This window comes from Gordonia sihwensis (assembly GCF_029632925.1).
GTDB classification, from domain to species: Bacteria; Actinomycetota; Actinomycetes; order Mycobacteriales; family Mycobacteriaceae; genus Gordonia; species Gordonia sihwensis.
In genome coordinates, this window is the sequence record NZ_CP121248.1 from 2420951 (window position 1) to 2438767 (window position 17817).

Consider the following 17817-nt stretch of genomic DNA (forward strand, 5'->3'; position numbering starts at 1 on the left):
CTTTGACATGACCGATCTGAACCGTTACGGCCCCTGGGCATTGATAGTCGGAGCCTCCGAGGGAGTCGGTTCCGCGTTCGCCCGGCGCCTGGCCGCCGACGGGTTCGGAGTCGTGCTCGCCGCCCGCAACGCCGAGCGTCTGGAGGCGGTGGCCGGCGAGGTGCAGGCGCTCGGCGCACCTTCGCGCACGGTCGCTCTGGACATCCTCGACGAGGACGCCGCCGAACGGCTGATCGACGCGACCGCCGACCTCGAGATCGGGCTCCTGGTGATGAACGCCGGCGCCAACACGTACGGGCACTCGTTCGTCGACGGCGACCTCGCGCGCCACAACGAGGTGGTCACGCTCAACGTCCTGCGCCAGCTGCCGCTCCTGCACCACTACACGCGGGCGATGGTGGAGCGCGGCCGGGGCGGAGTCATCACCACCGGATCGGTCGCCGGCTACACGGGCTCACCGCGCGAAGGCGCCTACGCCGCGTCGAAGGCCTTCCTCCGGGTCTTCACCGAAGGTCTCTGGGTGGAGTGCAAGCCGAAGAACGTGGACGTGGTGCACCTGGTGCTCGGACTCACCCGGACCCCCGCGATGGAGCGCCGCGGCCTGAACTTCGACAACCCCGGCATCCCGGTGTCCGAGCCCGACGATGTCGCCGCCGAGGGTCTGGCCCATCTGGCCGACGGCCCGGTCTGGATCACCGAAAACAATGTGAGGTCGGTTCAGCGGCAGTCGGGGCCCGATCGCGCCGCGATCGTTCAGGCGTCCGCCGACGTGATCGCGAAGGTGGTCGGTCGGCGGTGATGCGCATCGGACTCGGTCTGCCCGTCGTCACCGCCTACCCGCCGACCACTCAGGACTGGGAGAAGGGTGCGGGCATCGCTGAGATCGCGACGGCCGCCCGTGTGGCCGACGCCCTCGGCTTCCACCACCTCACCTGCAGCGAACACGTCGCGGTGCCGGACGAGGTGGCCGCGGTCCGGGGCGGCGTGTACTGGGATCCGCTCGCGACCTTCGGGTACCTCGCGGCCATCACCCGCCAGATCCGCTTCGCGACCAGCGTGCTGGTTCTCGGCTATCACCATCCGCTCGAAGTCGCCAAGCGCTACGGCACCCTCGACCAGGTCTCCGGCGGACGGCTCGTCCTCGGCGTCGGCGTCGGGAGTCTGCAGGAGGAGTTCGAGCTGCTGGGCGCCGAGTTCGACGGCCGCGGCGCCCGCGCCGACGACGCGCTGGCCGCGATCCGGTCGGCGTTCCCGACCGGCACGCCGTCGCACACCGGCCCGTACTACTCCTACGGCGGCGTGACGGTGGAGCCGCACGCAGTGCAGGACCGGGTGCCCGTGTGGGTCGGCGGCCGGAGCGGTCGCGCCCTGCGCCGCGCCGTGGAACTCGGCGACGGGTTCAGCCCGTTCGCCCTGTCGCCCGACGAGGTCGCCGCCATGCTGTCGCGCGTCGAGACCCCGGAGGGATTCGACGTGGTGCTGCCCAGCGGTCCGGTGGACCCGCTCGGCGATCCGGACGGAGTCCGGAGCCGTCTCGACTCGCTGCAGGCGGCCGGCGCGACGATCGTGACAGCATCCATCGCCGCCACCGGTCTGGATCACTACACCGACCAGCTCGACGCACTCCACTCCCTCGCCCGTGCGCAGGGCGCCGTGTTCAGCCCCGCGGCGGAGGGCCCCCGATGAATGTCGACGAGCGGCTCGAGGCTCTCGAGACCCGGCTGCGCCTCGTGGAGGACAGGCTCGCGATCACCGATCTCGTCTACCGCTACGGTCCCGCGATCGACACCGGGTCGGTCGACGACGTGCTCGCTCTCTTCACCGAGGACGGCGTGTACGACGTCGACGCCGGCAGGCTCTCCGGTGCGCAGGAGATCGCGGACATGGTGACCGGCGATCCGCACCAGGGGCTCATCCACCGCGGCTGCAGTCACGTGATGAGCGCGCCGCAGATCCGGATCGACGGCGACCGTGCGAGCGTCGTCAGCTACTCGCAGCTGCTCCTGCGCGACCCCGCCAGGGACACCTTCACCGTGCTGCGTGCGACGGTCAATCACTGGGCGCTCACCCGCACCCCCGACGGGTGGCGGGTGGCCCAGCGCACCGCACGCAAGGTCGACGGATCCGACGAGGTGCGCGCGCTACTGGCCTCCCACGGCCTCGACCGGACGTCAGAGAGCAGCTGAGTCGCCGAGCGGCTCATCCGCACCGAGCCGGAAGTGCGACCGGTCGGGCCGGGCGAGCATCCTCGACAGCGTCGCGCGGTCGAACGGCCACAGGTCCACCGCACCGGACTCGGTGAGGTACCAGGAATCGCATCCGCCTGTCTTCCACACCGTCGTCTCCGACGCCGCCGCCACCTGGGCGTTGAACTCGGCCGTCGCCTCCTCGGTGACCTCTATCCGGTCCACCTCTCCGTTCCGGAACAGGTCGAACCACTGCGCCAGGTACCGTGCGGTCTTCTCGGCCGTGTACTGCAGGGAGATCGAGCCGGTCGGTGAGTTGGGTCCAAGGACGGTGAACAGGTTGGGGAAGCCCGGGATCGCCGTCATCCGGTACGCCCGCGGACCGTCCCGCCACGCCTCGTCGATCGTGAGTCCGCCGCGGCCGACCACCGTCATCGGGCGCATGTAGTCGTGCGCGCGGAAGCCGGTCGCCAGAATGATCACGTCCACCTCGTGGAGCCGCCCGTCGGCGGTCACGATCCCCTCCGGCCGGACCTCGGTGATGGACTCGGTCACGAGGTCGGCGTTGCCGGCGGTGATCGCACGGTAGTAGGTGCCCGACACCACCTGCCGCTTGCACAGCGGCTGGTAGTCGGGCGTCAGGTCGGCCCGCAAGTCGCTGTCGCGGACTTGAGCGCGCAGCGACAGTCGCGCGTAGGCCTGAACGGCTCGGCGGCGCCAGGTGTCTTTGCGGACGATGTCGGCCAGAATTCCCGACCCCCACAGCAAGCCTCGGTACAGCGCGTGATGCAGGCGCGGCGACGCGGCCAGGACGGTGTCCGCGAAGGGCAACTGCGGCAACCACATCGGCGCCCAGAGGATCCACTGCGGGGTCCGGGTGAAGTGGAGCAGTTCCCGGGCTTCCGGCTGTAGCGCGGAGACCACCTGCACGCCGGTGGAGCCGGTGCCGATCACCGCGATCCGCTGTCCTGAGGTGCGCACGTCGTCGTCCCAACGCGCGGTGTGCACCACCGGTCCCGCGAAGCTGTCGAGCCCGGGGATGTCGGGGATCGACGGGTTGTGCAGCACCCCGGTGGCGCAGACGACGAAGTCGGCGTCCACCGTCACCCCGTCAGCGAGAGTGACCGTCCACCGACCGGTGGCGTCGTCGAAGACGCTGCTGACGACCTCGGCGTTCAGCCGGATCCGGTCGCTCAAGCCCAGGCGTTCGACGACGTCCCGGTGATACCGCTGGATCTCCGGACCACTGGCCCAGATCTTGGGCCAATCGGGTTTGGGTGCGAATCCGAACTGGTAGAGCTGCGAGGGCACGTCGCACGTGAGACCCGGGTAGTGGTTCCAATGCCATACCCCGCCGACGTCGTCGCCCTTCTCGTAGACGGTGAAGTCGGTGAACCCGGCCTCCTGCAGGACATGTGCCGTGGTGATGCCGGCTATCCCCGCACCGATGACGACGATCCGCGGCGATCGGCGGGCCGTCACAGCGCGGCCCGAGTCTCAAGAGCCCGGGCGACGGCCTCGGCCACGGTCGATCGCGCGGCGTCGAATGCGCGCTCCCGGTGATCCCGGTTCATGAAGTTCCATCCGAGACCGGCCATGTCTGCCGCACCGGGGGCGATGTGGACCACCTCGGTCCCGCGTCGACGGACGGTTGCGATCTCGGCGTCGAGCACGGCCGACATCGGCCGCCGGAGAAGAGCTCGTTCGGCGAGTCCGCCGATTCCGGGGGCCCGCACGGACGGCGCCGACGCCATCGGGGTGATCAGGTAGATCAGATCCGCTTCGTCTCGCGCGACCAGATCCACCGAGGCGGTGGACGCGGCCCCGCCGTCGACGTACTCGCGGCCCTCGATCGCCACCGGGGGCATCCATCCGGGAATCGCCCACGAGGCGCGCAGCGCCTCGCCTGCGCCGGCCTTCGGTGCACCCGGAGCACCGAACGCGACGCGCGCGCCGTCGTCCACGCGGTACGCGACCATGCGCGCGCCGGGATGCGGCAGTCGGCCGTAGTCCGCGGTCACCGCGTCCGCGAGTCGCTGAAGCCAGGAGGCATCACCGCGCCCGCGGGGAGCGATGCCGGTCAGCGCGGCGTGACCGCCGCGCCTGGTCCACAGCGTCGAGGGTCGAGGTCGCGCCGGACGCGGCAGCGGAGGCAGGCTCGGGGGCGTGGCAGCCGAGTGCGCCCGGAGAATCGGGCTGGTGGCCCGACCGGCCTGCATGTCTGCGAGGTCGGCGGCAGTGAATCCGCCGGCGAGCATCGTCACCATCTCCGCACCGGCGGAGGTGCCCTGCAGCACCGTCGCCTCCGCCGGGTCCCAACCGGTCTGCCGAGTCAGCTCGTCGAGGGCGGCGATCGCCCACGCTCCGCCGATGGTCCCGCCGCATCCGATCACCAGGGCCGTCTTCGTCATCGCGCCCGCACCTCGCTCGTGCCCGCAGAGTCCACTACCGCGCCGTCGACCACCGTGCCGCCGGAGTGGCCGCCCGCCGCGTGATCGCTCGCCTGCCTCGCGATCCGTGCGAGGTACGCCGATCGCTCCGCGGCGTCCAGGGCCAGCGCCTGACCGTGTCCGGCCAGAGTGCGCGCGACGCGTTCCACCGACTCCGGGACGAACAGGTCGGCGATCGACCATCCGGGCAGCACCCATCCGGGGACCGACGTGCGGGCCGCTCGCGTGCGAACCGTGCGGACCACGGCACGGGCGACATCCTGCGGGTCGACGGTGGGAAGCACGCCTCCGAGGTCCGCTCCGGAAGCCAGCTCGGTGCGGACCGCTGCGGGCAGAATCGCGGACACGGTGACGCCCGTGCCGTCGTATTCGCGGCGGGCGGCCAGCGAGGCGCCGTAGGCGGCGAACTTGCTGGCGTTGTACGAGACCATTCCCGGCAGTGGCAGCATTCCGGCCATCGACGCAATGTTGACGATGTGGCCTCTCCCCTCGCCGAGCATCGAAGGCAGGACGGCGCGCATCCCGTTCAGCATGCCCCGGACGTTGACGTCGAGGATCAGATCGGCGGTGGCCTCCGACTCCTCGAGGAACGCGCCCACCGGCATCACACCCGCGTTGTTGACCAGGATGTCGATGCGCCCGCACTCGTCGAGGACCTTCGAGACGAACTCACGCCAGGAGACGGCGTCGGTCACGTCCAGCACCGCCGACCGCGCACCGTCGATGACGCCAGCCGTGTCAGCGGCGACGTCGGCGTCCACGTCCCCGATCCAGACCGTCGCCTCCGCCTCCGCGAACTGTCGGGCGATCTCGGCGCCGATCCCCCGCGCCCCACCGGTGACTACGACGACGGCGCCGGGCGGCTCGATCCGCGGATTCGACCGCGCGTACGACCCCGGAACCAACTCGCTCAGCATCTCGGACAGCCTCACGGCCCACCTTCTCTCGGATCTTGCCATTGGATGATGGCACCGATGATCGTTCAGATACCATCGGTATGTCAATACCTTCGGTATCTGAAATGAGGAGGTCCGATATGGCCAGGATCAGCCGCGCCGACCAGAAGGAGCGGAACCGAGCGGCTCTTCTCGCCACCGCACGCACCCAGTTCCTCGACGCCGGCTACGCGGCGACCAGCCTCGATGCGATCGCCGAGGCGGCGGGCTTCTCGAAGGGCGCGGTGTACTCCAACTTCAAGGACAAGCCGACGCTCTGCCGGGCCGTGCTCGAGGACATCCACGGGGAGAAGCTGAACGAGCTGCGCGGCATCGTCGAACAGAGCACCGACCTGCACGGGATGCTCGACGCTTTCGCAGCGTGGGTGCGCCGCACCATCGGCGACGTGGAGTGGACGATGCTCGAAATGGAGTTCGCGGTGCTCTCACGGCATCATCCGGAACAGAAGGCGATGATCGTCTCCCTGCGTGAGGATGCGCGCGACGCCCTGGCCGGGCTTCTCGAAACCGTTCTCGGAGACTTCTCGCCGCTCATCGACCAGGCGGCGGCGGACACCTCGAATCCGGTGCCCACGCGGGACGAGATCGCCGACCTGATTCTCAGCACCGGAATCGGGCTCGGGATCCAACGAGCCATCGACCCGGCCGTGTCCGTCGAACCCGGCATCGCGTTGATCCGGTCGGCGTTCGGCCGGTGAGTCGACTCAGCGCGTGCGGACGATGGCCGTTCCGGTCGCGCGGTCGTGCATCGCGCGACCGTTGTAGTCGTTGATGAGTGCCGGCACCACGAAGATCAGAATCGCTTGGCGGCCGAGGGCCCGAATCGGCCCGACCGCGGCCCTCGGCGTCTCCCCGCGAGCCTCCGCGGCGCCGCGATCACTGCCCAGATCCACCCGTACCACCCGCGTGCCCGCGATGAACTGCCCCGGGGTGAAGCCGAAGAAGGCCACCGCCAGCACACCGATCACGAACCAGATGATCAACTGCGGCGTCGCCGCCGCACGCATGGTCATCTCCAGACTCGACGCCATCTCCTGAGCCGGCCGCACGCCGACGATCACGATCGCGAGGCCGCCGGCGATCAGCCAGTCGAACAGCAACCCCACCACGCGCAGCCACCCGCCGGCGAGAGCGCCCGGTCCGTCCTGCGGCAACCCGAGATCCTGCCCGCGGTACTCGTTCTCCGTGGCACCCGGGAACTGCGGCCCCGACAGCCACGTACTCGTCGCGCGCGCCACTACTGGGCCCCTCGGGAAACGGTCATGAATACCACGGTCATGAATGCCATGGTAGCCAGCTTCCCCGTGCACCCCAATAACGTGACTCCGACCACACCGCCGTGCGCGCGACGCGGTCTTTCGTAACGCGCCGGCCATCGGTGTAACACGGGGGAAACATTGGTTTAGCGCACGAGCAACGTCATCTCCGTACTCTGGTTGCCGAGATTCGTGCTGCCCTCGCGAGGGTGGCACGGGTTCTGTGTCAGAGAGTTTCTGACCGGATCTTCACCAAGAAGGAGTCAGGCGAACCGTGTACAACACGAACGAGGAACTGCTCGAGGGGATCAAGGCCGAAGGTGTCGAGTACGTCGACATCCGCTTCTGTGACCTGCCGGGAACGATGCAGCACTTCTCCATCCCCGCAGCAGCATTCACCGAGGACGTCTTCGAAGAGGGCCTGGCATTCGACGGTTCGTCGGTTCGCGGCTTCCAGTCGATCGACGAGTCGGACATGATGCTCCTCCCCGACCCGGCCACCGCGCGGATCGACCCGTTCCGCAAGGCGAAGACGATGAACATCAGCTTCTTCGTTCACGACCCGTTCACCCGCGAGGCCTACAGCCGCGATCCCCGCAACGTCGCGCGCAAGGCCGAGGAGTACCTCGCCTCCACCGGCATCGCCGACGCCTGCTTCTTCGGCGCGGAGGCCGAGTTCTACATCTTCGACTCGGTCTCGTTCAGCTCCGAGATGAACTCGACCCACTACGAGGTCGAGTCGGAGTCAGGTTGGTGGAACGCCGCGTCGCCGACCAACCCCGACGGCACCCCGAACAAGGGCTACAAGGTCCGCCAGAAGGGCGGCTACTTCCCCGTCGCCCCGTACGACCACTACGTCGACCTGCGCGACGAGATGTCGACCAACCTGACCAACTCGGGCTTCACCCTCGAGCGCGGCCACCACGAGGTCGGCACCGGCGGCCAGGCGGAGATCAACTACCGCTTCAACACGCTGCTGCACGCCGCGGACGACGTTCAGCTGTTCAAGTACATCATCAAGAACACCGCGTGGCAGAACAACAAGTCGGTCACCTTCATGCCGAAGCCGCTCTTCGGCGACAACGGTTCGGGCATGCACGCTCACCAGTCGCTCTGGAAGGACGGCAAGCCGCTGTTCCACGACGAGTCGGGCTACGCCGGACTGTCGGACATCGCGCGCTACTACATCGGCGGCATCCTGCACCACGCTCCGTCGCTGCTGGCCTTCACCAACCCGACCATCAACTCCTACAAGCGCCTGGTTCCGGGCTACGAGGCTCCGATCAACCTCGTCTACAGCCAGCGCAACCGCAGCGCCTGTGTGCGCATCCCGATCACGGGCAACAACCCGAAGGCCAAGCGCATCGAGTTCCGCTGCCCCGACAGCTCGGGCAACCCGTACCTGGCATTCGCGGCGATGATGATGGCCGGCCTGGACGGCATCAAGAACCGCATCGAGCCGCACGAGCCGGTCGACAAGGACCTCTACGAGCTCCCGCCGGAGGAGGCCAAGGGCATCCCGCAGGCACCGACCTCGCTGTCTGCCGTGATCGATCGCCTCGAGCAGGACCACGACTACCTGACCAGCGGCGGCGTCTTCACCGAGGACCTCATCGAGACCTGGATCGCACTCAAGCGCGAGAACGAGATCGAGCCGATCCAGATCCGCCCGCACCCGTACGAGTTCAACCTGTACTACGACTGCTGACGTCCGACCTGCTGCTACGCCTTTTCGGTACGCAGTAGAGCCCGCAGTCCCCTCGACCCGCTCCGCGATCACCTTCCCGATCGCCGAGCGGGTCGGCTCGTCTGAGTCCGGCGATGACAGAGCCGATCCACCCGCTCGGGCTCACGTCCATCCGTGACGAGCCCCGTTCCCTCTGCTCGACGAACCGTCGACCGGGCTCGATGTCGCCGCGCATGAACAGTGCCGAGACAGACGTGCGTAGGTGCCCGCGCCGGCCTACCCGATGAGATCGAGCGCCAGGTCTCGCGCTCGGTCGAGTTGCTCCTCGCTCCCGAAGAGTTCGCGGTGGACGTTCGCCGCACACAGGTAGGCGTCGATGCGGAACGCGTCCCCGGCCGGGTCAGCGACCCCCGCCTCTCGCAACTCGGACTCCAGCAGATCGAGCCACTCACGCTTCAACGCACGCACCGCGTCCGCTACGTCACCCTCACGGCGCCCGTACTCGGCCGTACTCGCGACGATGAAGCAGCCGCCGGGGAAGACCGCTGCCCGCAGGTAGGCGACCCAGCAGTCCAACAATGCCCGCAACCGCGGCCTGCCCGGCTCATGTCCCCATGCCGGAGCCACAACCGCCTCCAGATAGATCGCGCGCGCCTCGGCGACAGCAGCCACCTGGATCGCCTCCCTGGTACCGAACACCGTCAGGATCCCGCTCTTACTCAACCCGGTCGCCGCCGCGAGCGACCCGACGCTGATCGAGTCGAGCCCATGGGTGGTGGCGATCTCCGCCGCCTTCCGCGCGACGGTGCGACGCGTGAGATCTCCACGCGCACGGCGCCCGTCGACCTTCGAGTCCGACGTCATGGTCCGAGAATATGCGACCGACTTGACGCGAACCATCGGCGCTACCTACGCTCCACAACAACACGTCCGATCGAACGTATAGTTTGGAAACCCTCCGTGCCCGTCCCCTCCGCAGAGCTCCTGCACGACACCATCGACATCGACGCCACCCCGGAACAGGTCTGGGAACTGATCAGCGACCTGCGCCGCATGCCGCAGTGGAGTCCCCAGGTCGACTCCGTGCGGCTGCGCGAAGGCTTCGACCGGATCGAGCTCGGTGCCGAGTTCACACATCTCAACCATGAAGGCGACCTCAAGTGGACAACCCACAGCACGATCGTGCGGTTCGAGCCTGAGCAGGAGATCGCCTTCCGGATCGAGGAGAACTGGGTCGTCTGGTCGTTCCAGACCACTCCCCTGCCCAAGGGCCAGACGCGCCTGAGCCAGCGGCGCGAGACACCGGCCGGCATCTCCGACTACTCACGGGAACTCACCGAGAAGTACCTCGGCGGACAGCAAGCCTTCACTCAGGTCTTGCGCGCCGGAATGCGTCAGACGCTCGAGGCGATCAAGGCCGCCGCCGAACAGTCCGACCGCACCACCTGATCCGAGGCCACCGGCAAGTCGGTTCCCCAGCCTTGTCGCGTCCGATTGTTCGCGCGTGTGCCCGACTGAACGGGTCGTGACCGGTCCCGCGACACCAGCGCTGTTTCTGTGCCTTCCGGCGCGCTCTGCGCGCAACCACCGCCGTCCGCGGTGCTACAACTTACTGCGAGTCCGCCGGTCCCGATCGGCGTCTCCTTCCGGCGCCCTCCCGGCCCCCCGACACCGCAGCGGCTCGCGTCGCTCACGGAAGTGAAAAGAACTCGTATGAAGATCCGTTCCCTGGCAGGTCTGTTCGCCGGCCTGCTCACCCTGACGGCCGCTGCGACCGGTACGACGGTCATGGCCGCGTCCGCGTCCGCCACGGCTCCCTCCCACATCGTGTCGGTGGCCGACGGTGCCACCCCGCAGCACAAAGTGGTCACCGTCTACTCGCAGTCGATGCAGCGCGACATCCCGCTCGACGTCCTGCGGCCCGCCGACACCCGCAAGCCGGCTCCGGTGCTGTACCTGCTCAACGGCGCCGGCGGCGGCGAGGACTCCGCGAGCTGGGCCCTGCGCACCAACTACGTCGAGTTCTTCCGCACCAAGCACGTCAACGTGGTGACCCCGCTCAAGGGCATGTTCTCCTACTACACCGACTGGGAGCGCGACGACGAGGTCCTCGGCAAGCAGAAGTGGCAGACCTTCCTGACGAAGGAGCTTCCTCCCCTGCTCGACAAGAGGTTCAAGACCAGCGGAAAGAACGGCATCGCGGGCATCTCGATGGCGGGCACATCGGTACTGAACCTCGCCATCGCCGCGCCGGCGCTGTACAAGATCACTGCCTCGTACAGCGGCTGCGCTCGCACCAGCGACAAGGTCGGCCAGCAGTACATCCGCACGGTGGTGGAGAGCCGAGGCAAGGCCGACACCCGCAATATGTGGGGACCGTACGACGGCCCCGGCTGGCGCAAGAACGATCCGTACCTCAACGCCGAGAAGCTCCGCGGCACCCAGATCTATCTCTCCTCCAACTCCGGGCTCCCCGGGCAGGACGAGTCGATCGAGCCCGGAAGCACCGCGGCGCAGGGCGTCTCGCTGGCCGACCGGGTGGTTCTCGGCGGCGCCATCGAAGCCGCCACCAACGTCTGCACCCAACAGATGGCGCAACGCCTGGCGCAGCTGAAGATCCCCGCCCGCGTGGAACTGCATCCGCAGGGCACCCACTCGTGGGGCTACTGGGAGCGCGAACTGCACTCGTCCTGGCCGATGATCGCCAAGGCCATCGGAGCCTGACCGGAACCGGGCACCACACGTGCGAGCGGCGGCTCGGAGTCCTGTCGGGGGACTCCGAGCCGCCGCTCTGCGTGAGGTGTGCCACCGACGTTTTCGTGCCACGTCCGGGCCCAGGAACCTATCAGTCCGGGCTGCTAGTGTCGTCGCCCATGAAGCGCAAGTCTCTCCTCCTGGTCCCCGCGGCGGCGGCCCTGCTGGCCGTGGCCGGATGCTCCTCCGACGACACCGCGGGCAGCGCGCAGACCAGCCTCGACGTGACCACGCCCAGTCCGACGATGGACGGCGGGATGTGCCCGGAGGCCGATCCGCCGGCCGACACCAGACCGCAGTGGCAGGTGATGGGTGCGACGGGCAGCGCGGAGATCGCCGCCTCCACCGATACCGCCGGGCCGCTCATCAAGATCACCCCGCCGTTCAGCGTCGATGAGACCCAGGTCAAGACACTGGCACCGGGAACCGGCGACGAGATCACGGACGCCTCCATCGTCAACGTCTGCTACGAGGGCGTCGACGGCCGCGACGGCCAGACCTTCGACAGCTCCTACCAGAAGGGCACGCCCACCCGCCTGCACGCCGACGGCGTGGTTCCGGGTTTCCGCAAAGCGCTCGTCGGACAGCGCGTCGGCGCCTCGGTGGCAGTGGTGATGACCTCCGCCGACGGATACCCCGACGGCAGTCCCGACGGAACCATCAAGCCCGGAGACAGCATCGTGTTCGTCCTCAAGATCATGGCTGCGGAACCGGCCTCGGCGACCGACGGATAGGCTGATCGACCATGAAGCTCAAGGCACTGGTCCTCCTTCCCCTCGCCGCCTCCGCGCTCGCCCTGACCGCGTGCTCGTCCGACGACGGCGACAGCTCGGCCGCCGACACCACGAGCTGCGCGCCGACGCCGCAGAACGTCTCCGGAGCGCCCTCGTGGACCGTCGACGGCGTGCAGGGCAAGGCCGCTTTCACCGTCACCGACGACGCGAAGAACGCTGCGCCGGCGATCACCCTGACCACACCGTTCAAGGTCGACAAGACTCAGGTGAAGACGCTCATCGCGGGAAATGGCTCCGAGGTGACCGACGCGACCACCGTCTCCGTCTGCTACGAGGGGGTCAACGGCACCACGGGTCAGGTCTTCGACAGCGCTTACCAGCGAGGCGAGCCGGCCCAGTTCCCGGCCTCCGGCGTGGTTCCCGGCTTCCGTCAGGCCCTCGTCGGCCAGAAGGTCGGCTCCACCGTCGTCGTGGTGATCCCCTCCGCCGACGGCTATCCCGACGGCAATCCGGGCGCTTCCATCAACAAGGGCGACACCATCGTCTTCGGGCTCAAGATCCTGGAGGCACAGGGCTGAACCGGCCTCGGTCGGCTCATCCGCGCAGGCGTCTGCGCAGCACCTTGCCGGTGGCCGTCTTCGGCAGGGCAGGGAGCACGGTGATGCTGCGGGGACGTTTGTACGCCGCGAGCTGAGCCGCCGCGAACTCCTCGATGTCGGTGACGGTGGCGGTGGCCCCGGATTCGAAGGCGATGAAGGCGCTGACCACTTCGCCTCGTGTGTCGTCGGGCACTCCGACGACGGCGGCCTCGGCGATCGCCGGATGGCGGTAGAGCACCTCCTCCACCTCGCGCGGCCAGACCTTGTAGCCGGCGGTGGTGATCATGTCCTTACGCCGGTCGATCAGGAACACCCACCCGTCCGTATCGCGGAAGCCGATGTCGCCGGTCCGCAGCGCGCCGTCGCCCGGGCCGCCGACGATCGAACCGTCCTGCCAGTACCCGGGGCTCACCTGCGGTCCGGCGATCTCCACCTCGCCGATGACACCTGGGGCGACCGGCTCGCCGGAGTCATCGAGGATTCGGCAGCGCGTGGCCGCGACCGGCATCCCGATCGACAGTGCGCCGGACTCGCGGTCGATCGGCCCGAGCCGCCCCACGGGCGTCGCTATCGCGGGCGAGGTGGTCTCGGTGAGCCCGTAGACGATGCTGAGCTCGGTGCCCGTGCGTTCGGCCACCCGTGCGGCGGTGTCCGCCGACACCGGCGCACCGCCGGTCGCGAGCCATTTCACGGACCGGAAGTCGTCGGGACCGTCGGCTTCCTCGGCGAGCGCGACGATCGCACTGATGACGCCGATCACGAATGCCGGCCGATGCTCGCGCAGCGCGCGCACCAGCACCGGCGGATCGAACCGGTGCGCGAGGATCAGCGGCGCCCCCACACGCAGCGCGAGCGCCACGTGGCCGACGATTCCGGTGACGTGGAACAGCGGAGTGATCCCGAGGATCTCGTCATCGGAGCCGATCGTCGTCCACCGGCGGAACAGCTCTGCGCCCGCGGTGAGGTTGCCGTGGGTCACCACGGCGGCCTTCGGCACTCCGGTGGTGCCCGACGTGTACAGCAGCAGAGCGGGGTCGTCGCGGCCCGGATCGGCGCCGCGCACCGGGCCGGACCACGGCAGCGCGGGCAGCGATCCCGGCGCCGGGTCGGTCTTCGCCGCCCAGTCGCCGATCGAGGTCAGCACCACCGTCCGCACATCGGTGTCGCCGTCGGCGATCACCGCTTGCGCACCCGCGGCGTACAACTCGTCGAGGCACACGAGCGCCCGCGCACCGGTGTCGACCAACGCGAACGCCGTCTCCCGCCGGGTGTTCATCGGGTTGAGCGGTACCGCGATCCCGCCGGCCTTCCACGCGGCGACGAGGGCGATGACGAATGCGGGGCTGTTCTGCGTGAGGATCGCCAGCCGGTCGCCCGAGGAGAATCCCTGTCCGATCAAGTGGTGCGCGAGCGCATCCGAATGCCTGTCGACGTCGCGCATCGTGAGCACGCCGTCGAAGTAGCGGATCAGCGGACGGCCGGAGCCGGCGGCGACCGCCTCGTGGAACATCGTGAGCCCGGATGTCGGCCTCGGCAGGTCGGATCCGTCGTCGATCATCAGTTCGCGCCCTCATTCGTCGCTGGTTGCCCGCACCCGCGATTGTAAGCGGCGGCAACCGGGACAAGGTCGCTTTCGCGGCCCGGTCGCGCCCCGGAACCGTTGCGGCCTATTACCGTTGACCCCATGCCCGATCCATGCGCCCGCGCGCAGCTGATGATCCGGCCGGCTCGCGAGCTCGCCGGGATCTCGATGCGAGAGCTCGCCCGTCGCGTGGGAGTCAGCGTCGGGACGATGAGCGGGATCGAGACCGGCAAGACCGCGGCCTCACCGGAACGGCTCGCGGCCATCGCCGCCGAACTCGACACGACGATCACCGCGCTCACCGAGCTCCAGTCTCCACAGCCGGCCGACGCGGCCAAGGAGTTCGACTGGCGCGACTATCCCGACCGCGAGATCGACCCCGCCCTCGCCGCGGCCATCGGTTGCTTCGTGGAGACCGGGTATCACGGCGCGACCATGAGGACCGTCGCGGCCGCGGCCGGACTCAGCGCAGCCGGCGTGTATCACCACTATCCGAGCAAGCAGTCATTGCTCACCGCCGTCTTCGACCTCGCGTACACCGAGCTCGCGGCACACGTCGAGGCCGCCGCGGACGTCGACGACCGGGTGCTCGCACTCGGCAACGTCTGCGAGGCGGTCGCGCTGTTCGCCGCGGTTCGGCGCGACGTGATGCGGATCGTCGTGACCGACCGTGCCAACCTCGACCCCGCGGACCGGCCGCGAATAGAGGCGGTGTCGGGGCGGCTGCTCGAGGTGGTCCGCGCGCAGTTGCCCGACGGCGACGACGAGGACTCCACGGCGACCGCGCGCGCCGTCCTCGACCTCTGCACCGGCGTCTGCCGGCTGGAGCGCATCGACGATCCCGCCGACATCGCGGTCCGCTACCGCCGTTTCGGTCTCCGTCTCGCGGGACTAGACGGCGTCGGGTCCCGGCCGGGCTGAGCCGGTCGGGACCCGACCGCCGACAGGCGCGGGGCGACGCCGTTCAGGCGCGCGCGGCCGCCTGGTCGCGCAGCGTGCGGCGCAACACCTTGCCGGTCGCGGTCTTCGGCAGTTCGTCGAGGATCTCCACCGATCTCGGGTACTTGTAGGCCGCCATCTGCGACTTGCAGAACTCGACGATCTCCTCGCCGGTGGCGGCCTTGCCCGGTTGAAGGGAGACGAAGGCCTTCACCGTCTCCCCCCGGTACTCGTCGGGCACGCCGACCACCGCTGCCTCGGCGACGGCCGGATGACCGTACAAGACGTCTTCCACTTCACGGGGCCACACCTTGTAACCGGATGCGTTGATCATGTCCTTCTTGCGATCGACCAGGTAGAACCAGCCGTCGGAGTCCATGAAGCCGACGTCGCCGGTGCGCAGTTCACCGCCGGGAATCGACTCGGCGGTGGCGTCCGGACGGTTCCAGTATCCCGGCACCACCTGGGGCCCCGAGGTCGCGAACTCGCCGATCGCACCCACCGGCAGGTCTTCACCGTCGTCGTCGACGACCCGGACCACGGTGTTGAACACCGGCACCCCGACCGACAGGGCCCCGGACTCGCCGTCCACCGGCGCCCGCACTCCGAAGGGCACCGCATGCGACGGTGAGTTGGTCTCCGTGAGGCCGTAGATGTTGTGGATGTACGCACCGAACACCGATTCGAGACGATCGGCCACCGCGGGCGCGATCGGCGCGCCGCCCGAGTACAGGGCCCGCAGCGAGTCGAAGTCACCCGGTCGCGCGCCGCCGGAGTCGGCGAGGGCGATGTAGGCGGTGATCGCACCGACCGTGAACGTCGGACGGTGTTCGCGCACGGCGTCCACCATCACCGCGGGCGCGAACCGGTGCGTGAGGACCAGCGGAATCCGGAGCAGCGGAGCGAGCATCACGTGGCCCACGAGACCGGTGATGTGGAACAGCGGCGCGACGCCGAGCACCACGTCCTCACCGGTGAGCCCGATCCAGTCCCGGTAGGTCTGCGCATTGAACGCCAGGTTGCCGTGAGTATTCAACGCACCCTTGGGTTTTCCAGTGGTACCGGACGTGTAGGTCAAGACCGCCAGATCGTCCGCAGACGGCGCCGTCGGCGTCACGGGAGTGCCGTCGTGCTCGGCGATGATCGCCGACAGGGCACGGGTGCCGACCGGCACGTCGGCGCTCTGGTCGCCGAGCACCCGGTCGTCGTCGCGCGACTGACCGTCGAGCGCCGACACCGAGATCACCGTGCGGACGGCGGTCGTGCCGCCCGCGATGACCTCCGCGGCCACCTCGTCGTACAGAGTGTTCAGCGTCAGCAGCGCCGTCGCCCCCGAATCCTCGAGGAGGTAGGCGAGTTCTCGCTGTCGATTCATCGGGTTGACGGCCACGGCGGATCCGCCGGCCTTCCACGCCGCGAGGAGTCCGATCACGAACGCCGGGTTGTTCTGCACGTAGACCGCCAAGCGATCCCCGGCCGTGAAGCCGTCGGCGCGCAGTGCACCGGCGAGCGCGTCCGCGGCCGCGTCGAGTTCGCCGTAGGTCAGCACTCCGTCGAAGTACTTGATCGCCGGAGCGTCAGGAGCGTGGGCGGCGGCGCTCATGAAGATCTGGAGTGCGGACGCGTTCTCCGCGGTGATGTCCGTCGGCGTACCGGCCCGATACCGCGCGAGCCAGGGACGGTCGGTGTACGCGCTCACTTGATCGCCACCGGGTTCACCGGGGCACCGGTGGCGCGGTGGATCTTGAGCGGGGCCGCGACGTAGAACGACGTGTAACGACCGTCCGCCGCGGAGTCCTCGGCGAGTCGCTCCAAGTCGCAGATCTCGGTGAACGCGATACCGAGATTGCGCATCAGCGCGTTGTGCAGCACCAGCGCGACTCCGCTGTCGGGGTCGAAGGTCACCTCGTTGGCGATGGTGTCGGTGACCAGGTTCGGGATCTCCATCTCCTGGAACCACTCGACGAGCTCCGGCGAGTACACCAGTCCCGACTCGCAGAAGTCCTCGTAGAAGGCGTCTCCCTTCTCGAAGAACAACTGCAGGTGGTTGGTCCGGATCATGAGGATGTCGCGCTCGGCGATCGGCGTGCCCTGCGCTTCGGCGCAGGCGATCAGATCCTCGTGCGTGAACGTCTCCCCCGGGTCGAGATAGTCCTTCCCGCGGAATCGGGCCATGTCTAGCAGATTCGCCCGCCCCGCGACACCGCGCTGGGCGATCGGCTCCACGCTCGCCTTGTCGAGGCCACCGATGGTGGTGCGGGCGTCGAAGCCGTTCCAGATCTTGCCGTCGTACCAGACGTGGCCGAGCGCGTCGTATTGCGTGGACCCCTGCAGGAATGCGTTCAGCTTGTCGTCGGCGTAGTGCAATCCGCCCGGGAACGCCGGCCCGTCGCCGCCCTCGTCCCAGTGCGACTCGTCCAAGATCATCTCGCGGGTGGCCGGACTGCGGCCCGGCCACACCGGATCGCCGGCGGGGTCTCCGATGAGCCGCTGCAGCGTGAACAGTTCGCCCTTCCGGATCTCCGACGCCCCCGCGAGAACCTGGTCCGGGGTCAGGTAGTTCAACGATCCGACCTCGTCGTCGGGGCCCCACTTGCCCCAGTTGGACGGTGCGTCGGCCAGCAGATCGGTAAGGTCGGGAGCATCGGTCATGGGAGTCACACCTTCCAGAATT

18 protein-coding genes are annotated in these 17817 nt (G+C 68.7%); 10 read left to right on the plus strand and 8 right to left on the minus strand.

The genetic code is table 11. The annotated features are described in order from the left end of the window. The first annotated feature begins 7 nt into the window (after positions 1 to 7). Genes P5P27_RS11585 through P5P27_RS11595 form a run of 3 tightly spaced genes read left to right on the plus strand, consistent with a single transcriptional unit; the run spans position 8 to position 2186 of the window. Positions 8 to 799, plus strand: coding sequence for an SDR family NAD(P)-dependent oxidoreductase (locus P5P27_RS11585; RefSeq protein WP_278124072.1), 792 nt, complete (start codon positions 8 to 10; stop codon positions 797 to 799). Beyond that, positions 799 to 1686, plus strand: a complete 888-nt coding sequence (locus P5P27_RS11590) for an LLM class F420-dependent oxidoreductase (protein ID WP_278127442.1) — start codon at positions 799 to 801, stop codon at positions 1684 to 1686. Before P5P27_RS11585 ends, P5P27_RS11590 begins: the two co-directional genes overlap by 1 nt. Next, the gene (locus P5P27_RS11595) at positions 1683 to 2186 is read left to right on the plus strand and encodes a nuclear transport factor 2 family protein (RefSeq protein WP_278124073.1); all 504 of its coding nucleotides are present in this window, start codon (positions 1683 to 1685) and stop codon (positions 2184 to 2186) included. Before P5P27_RS11590 ends, P5P27_RS11595 begins: the two co-directional genes overlap by 4 nt. Here the strand turns inward: P5P27_RS11595 and P5P27_RS11600 are convergent. From P5P27_RS11600 to P5P27_RS11610, 3 genes are read right to left on the minus strand one after another with little or no spacing between them, the layout of a single operon-like run. Continuing rightward, on the minus strand, positions 2172 to 3668 hold the full coding sequence (locus tag P5P27_RS11600) for a flavin-containing monooxygenase (RefSeq protein ID WP_278124074.1): 1497 nt from the start codon (positions 3666 to 3668) through the stop codon (positions 2172 to 2174). The two genes, P5P27_RS11595 and P5P27_RS11600, sit on opposite strands and share 15 nt — an antisense overlap. Beyond that, positions 3665 to 4597, minus strand: coding sequence for a patatin-like phospholipase family protein (locus tag P5P27_RS11605; protein ID WP_006895260.1), 933 nt, complete (start codon positions 4595 to 4597; stop codon positions 3665 to 3667). The genes P5P27_RS11600 and P5P27_RS11605 overlap by 4 nt, the downstream gene beginning before the upstream one ends. Further along, the gene (locus P5P27_RS11610) at positions 4594 to 5553 is read right to left on the minus strand and encodes an SDR family oxidoreductase (RefSeq protein ID WP_081598073.1); all 960 of its coding nucleotides are present in this window, start codon (positions 5551 to 5553) and stop codon (positions 4594 to 4596) included. Before P5P27_RS11610 ends, P5P27_RS11605 begins: the two co-directional genes overlap by 4 nt. A 119-nt stretch (positions 5554 to 5672) precedes the next feature. On the opposite strand from P5P27_RS11610, the gene P5P27_RS11615 reads away from it, so the two are divergent. Continuing rightward, entirely contained in the window at positions 5673 to 6290 is a 618-nt protein-coding gene (locus tag P5P27_RS11615) for a TetR/AcrR family transcriptional regulator (RefSeq protein ID WP_006895258.1), read from the plus strand. 6 nt (positions 6291 to 6296) lie between these two features. Here P5P27_RS11615 and P5P27_RS11620 read toward each other — a convergent pair whose 3' ends face one another. Then, positions 6297 to 6830, minus strand: coding sequence for an RDD family protein (locus P5P27_RS11620; RefSeq protein ID WP_006895256.1), 534 nt, complete (start codon positions 6828 to 6830; stop codon positions 6297 to 6299). A 292-nt stretch (positions 6831 to 7122) separates the two neighbouring features. Between P5P27_RS11620 and glnA the strand changes: the two genes are divergently transcribed. Next, complete coding sequence (gene glnA, locus P5P27_RS11625) at positions 7123 to 8556, plus strand: type I glutamate--ammonia ligase (protein ID WP_278124078.1); 1434 nt, start codon at positions 7123 to 7125, stop codon at positions 8554 to 8556. A gap of 255 nt (positions 8557 to 8811) precedes the next feature. Here glnA and P5P27_RS11630 read toward each other — a convergent pair whose 3' ends face one another. Further along, positions 8812 to 9399 carry a TetR/AcrR family transcriptional regulator gene (locus P5P27_RS11630; protein WP_039866984.1) on the minus strand — a complete coding sequence of 196 codons (588 nt, stop codon included), beginning with the start codon at positions 9397 to 9399 and terminating at the stop codon, positions 8812 to 8814. 96 nt (positions 9400 to 9495) lie between these two features. On the opposite strand from P5P27_RS11630, the gene P5P27_RS11635 reads away from it, so the two are divergent. The 4 genes from P5P27_RS11635 (at position 9496) to P5P27_RS11650 (ending at position 12601) form a co-directional block, all read left to right on the plus strand. Then, positions 9496 to 9984, plus strand: a complete 489-nt coding sequence (locus tag P5P27_RS11635) for an SRPBCC family protein (protein ID WP_006895253.1) — start codon at positions 9496 to 9498, stop codon at positions 9982 to 9984. Positions 9985 to 10248: 264 nt separating this feature from the next. Beyond that, positions 10249 to 11259: an alpha/beta hydrolase gene (locus P5P27_RS11640; protein ID WP_006895252.1), complete on the plus strand. Its 1011-nt coding sequence runs from the start codon at positions 10249 to 10251 to the stop codon at positions 11257 to 11259. Between the two features lie 149 nt (positions 11260 to 11408). Then, a complete protein-coding gene (locus P5P27_RS11645) occupies positions 11409 to 12023 on the plus strand; it encodes an FKBP-type peptidyl-prolyl cis-trans isomerase (protein WP_039866935.1) in 615 nt (204 codons plus the stop codon). 11 nt (positions 12024 to 12034) lie between these two features. After that, positions 12035 to 12601, plus strand: coding sequence for an FKBP-type peptidyl-prolyl cis-trans isomerase (locus tag P5P27_RS11650; RefSeq protein WP_062366650.1), 567 nt, complete (start codon positions 12035 to 12037; stop codon positions 12599 to 12601). A 16-nt stretch (positions 12602 to 12617) separates the two neighbouring features. Here the strand turns inward: P5P27_RS11650 and P5P27_RS11655 are convergent, their stop codons facing one another. Next, positions 12618 to 14180 (minus strand): AMP-binding protein, encoded by a 1563-nt coding sequence (locus P5P27_RS11655; RefSeq protein WP_062366648.1) that lies wholly within the window; start codon positions 14178 to 14180, stop codon positions 12618 to 12620. Between the two features lie 126 nt (positions 14181 to 14306). Between P5P27_RS11655 and P5P27_RS11660 the strand changes: the two genes are divergently transcribed. Then, entirely contained in the window at positions 14307 to 15125 is an 819-nt protein-coding gene (locus P5P27_RS11660; protein ID WP_062366646.1) for a TetR family transcriptional regulator, read from the plus strand. A gap of 43 nt (positions 15126 to 15168) precedes the next feature. Here the strand turns inward: P5P27_RS11660 and P5P27_RS11665 are convergent, their stop codons facing one another. Continuing rightward, entirely contained in the window at positions 15169 to 16842 is a 1674-nt protein-coding gene (locus P5P27_RS11665) for an AMP-binding protein (protein WP_006895247.1), read from the minus strand. Next, positions 16839 to 17795, minus strand: coding sequence for a cyclase family protein (locus tag P5P27_RS11670; RefSeq protein ID WP_006895246.1), 957 nt, complete (start codon positions 17793 to 17795; stop codon positions 16839 to 16841). The genes P5P27_RS11665 and P5P27_RS11670 overlap by 4 nt, the downstream gene beginning before the upstream one ends. Positions 17796 to 17817 lie beyond the last annotated feature (22 nt).

What these genes read in the sequence shown, in the direction of transcription:
- P5P27_RS11670 (WP_006895246.1), bottom strand. Translation starts at nt 17,795, where the DNA reads ATGACCGATGCTCCCGACCTTACCGATCTGCTGGCCGACGCACCGTCC.
- P5P27_RS11660 (WP_062366646.1), top strand. Translation starts at nt 14,307, where the DNA reads ATGCCCGATCCATGCGCCCGCGCGCAGCTGATGATCCGGCCGGCTCGC.
- P5P27_RS11655 (WP_062366648.1), bottom strand. Translation starts at nt 14,180, where the DNA reads ATGATCGACGACGGATCCGACCTGCCGAGGCCGACATCCGGGCTCACG.
- P5P27_RS11585 (WP_278124072.1), top strand. Translation starts at nt 8, where the DNA reads ATGACCGATCTGAACCGTTACGGCCCCTGGGCATTGATAGTCGGAGCC.
- P5P27_RS11595 (WP_278124073.1), top strand. Translation starts at nt 1,683, where the DNA reads ATGAATGTCGACGAGCGGCTCGAGGCTCTCGAGACCCGGCTGCGCCTC.
- P5P27_RS11610 (WP_081598073.1), bottom strand. Translation starts at nt 5,553, where the DNA reads ATGCTGAGCGAGTTGGTTCCGGGGTCGTACGCGCGGTCGAATCCGCGG.
- P5P27_RS11590 (WP_278127442.1), top strand. Translation starts at nt 799, where the DNA reads ATGCGCATCGGACTCGGTCTGCCCGTCGTCACCGCCTACCCGCCGACC.
- P5P27_RS11645 (WP_039866935.1), top strand. Translation starts at nt 11,409, where the DNA reads ATGAAGCGCAAGTCTCTCCTCCTGGTCCCCGCGGCGGCGGCCCTGCTG.
- P5P27_RS11605 (WP_006895260.1), bottom strand. Translation starts at nt 4,597, where the DNA reads ATGACGAAGACGGCCCTGGTGATCGGATGCGGCGGGACCATCGGCGGA.
- P5P27_RS11640 (WP_006895252.1), top strand. Translation starts at nt 10,249, where the DNA reads ATGAAGATCCGTTCCCTGGCAGGTCTGTTCGCCGGCCTGCTCACCCTG.
- P5P27_RS11615 (WP_006895258.1), top strand. Translation starts at nt 5,673, where the DNA reads ATGGCCAGGATCAGCCGCGCCGACCAGAAGGAGCGGAACCGAGCGGCT.
- P5P27_RS11650 (WP_062366650.1), top strand. Translation starts at nt 12,035, where the DNA reads ATGAAGCTCAAGGCACTGGTCCTCCTTCCCCTCGCCGCCTCCGCGCTC.
- P5P27_RS11630 (WP_039866984.1), bottom strand. Translation starts at nt 9,399, where the DNA reads ATGACGTCGGACTCGAAGGTCGACGGGCGCCGTGCGCGTGGAGATCTC.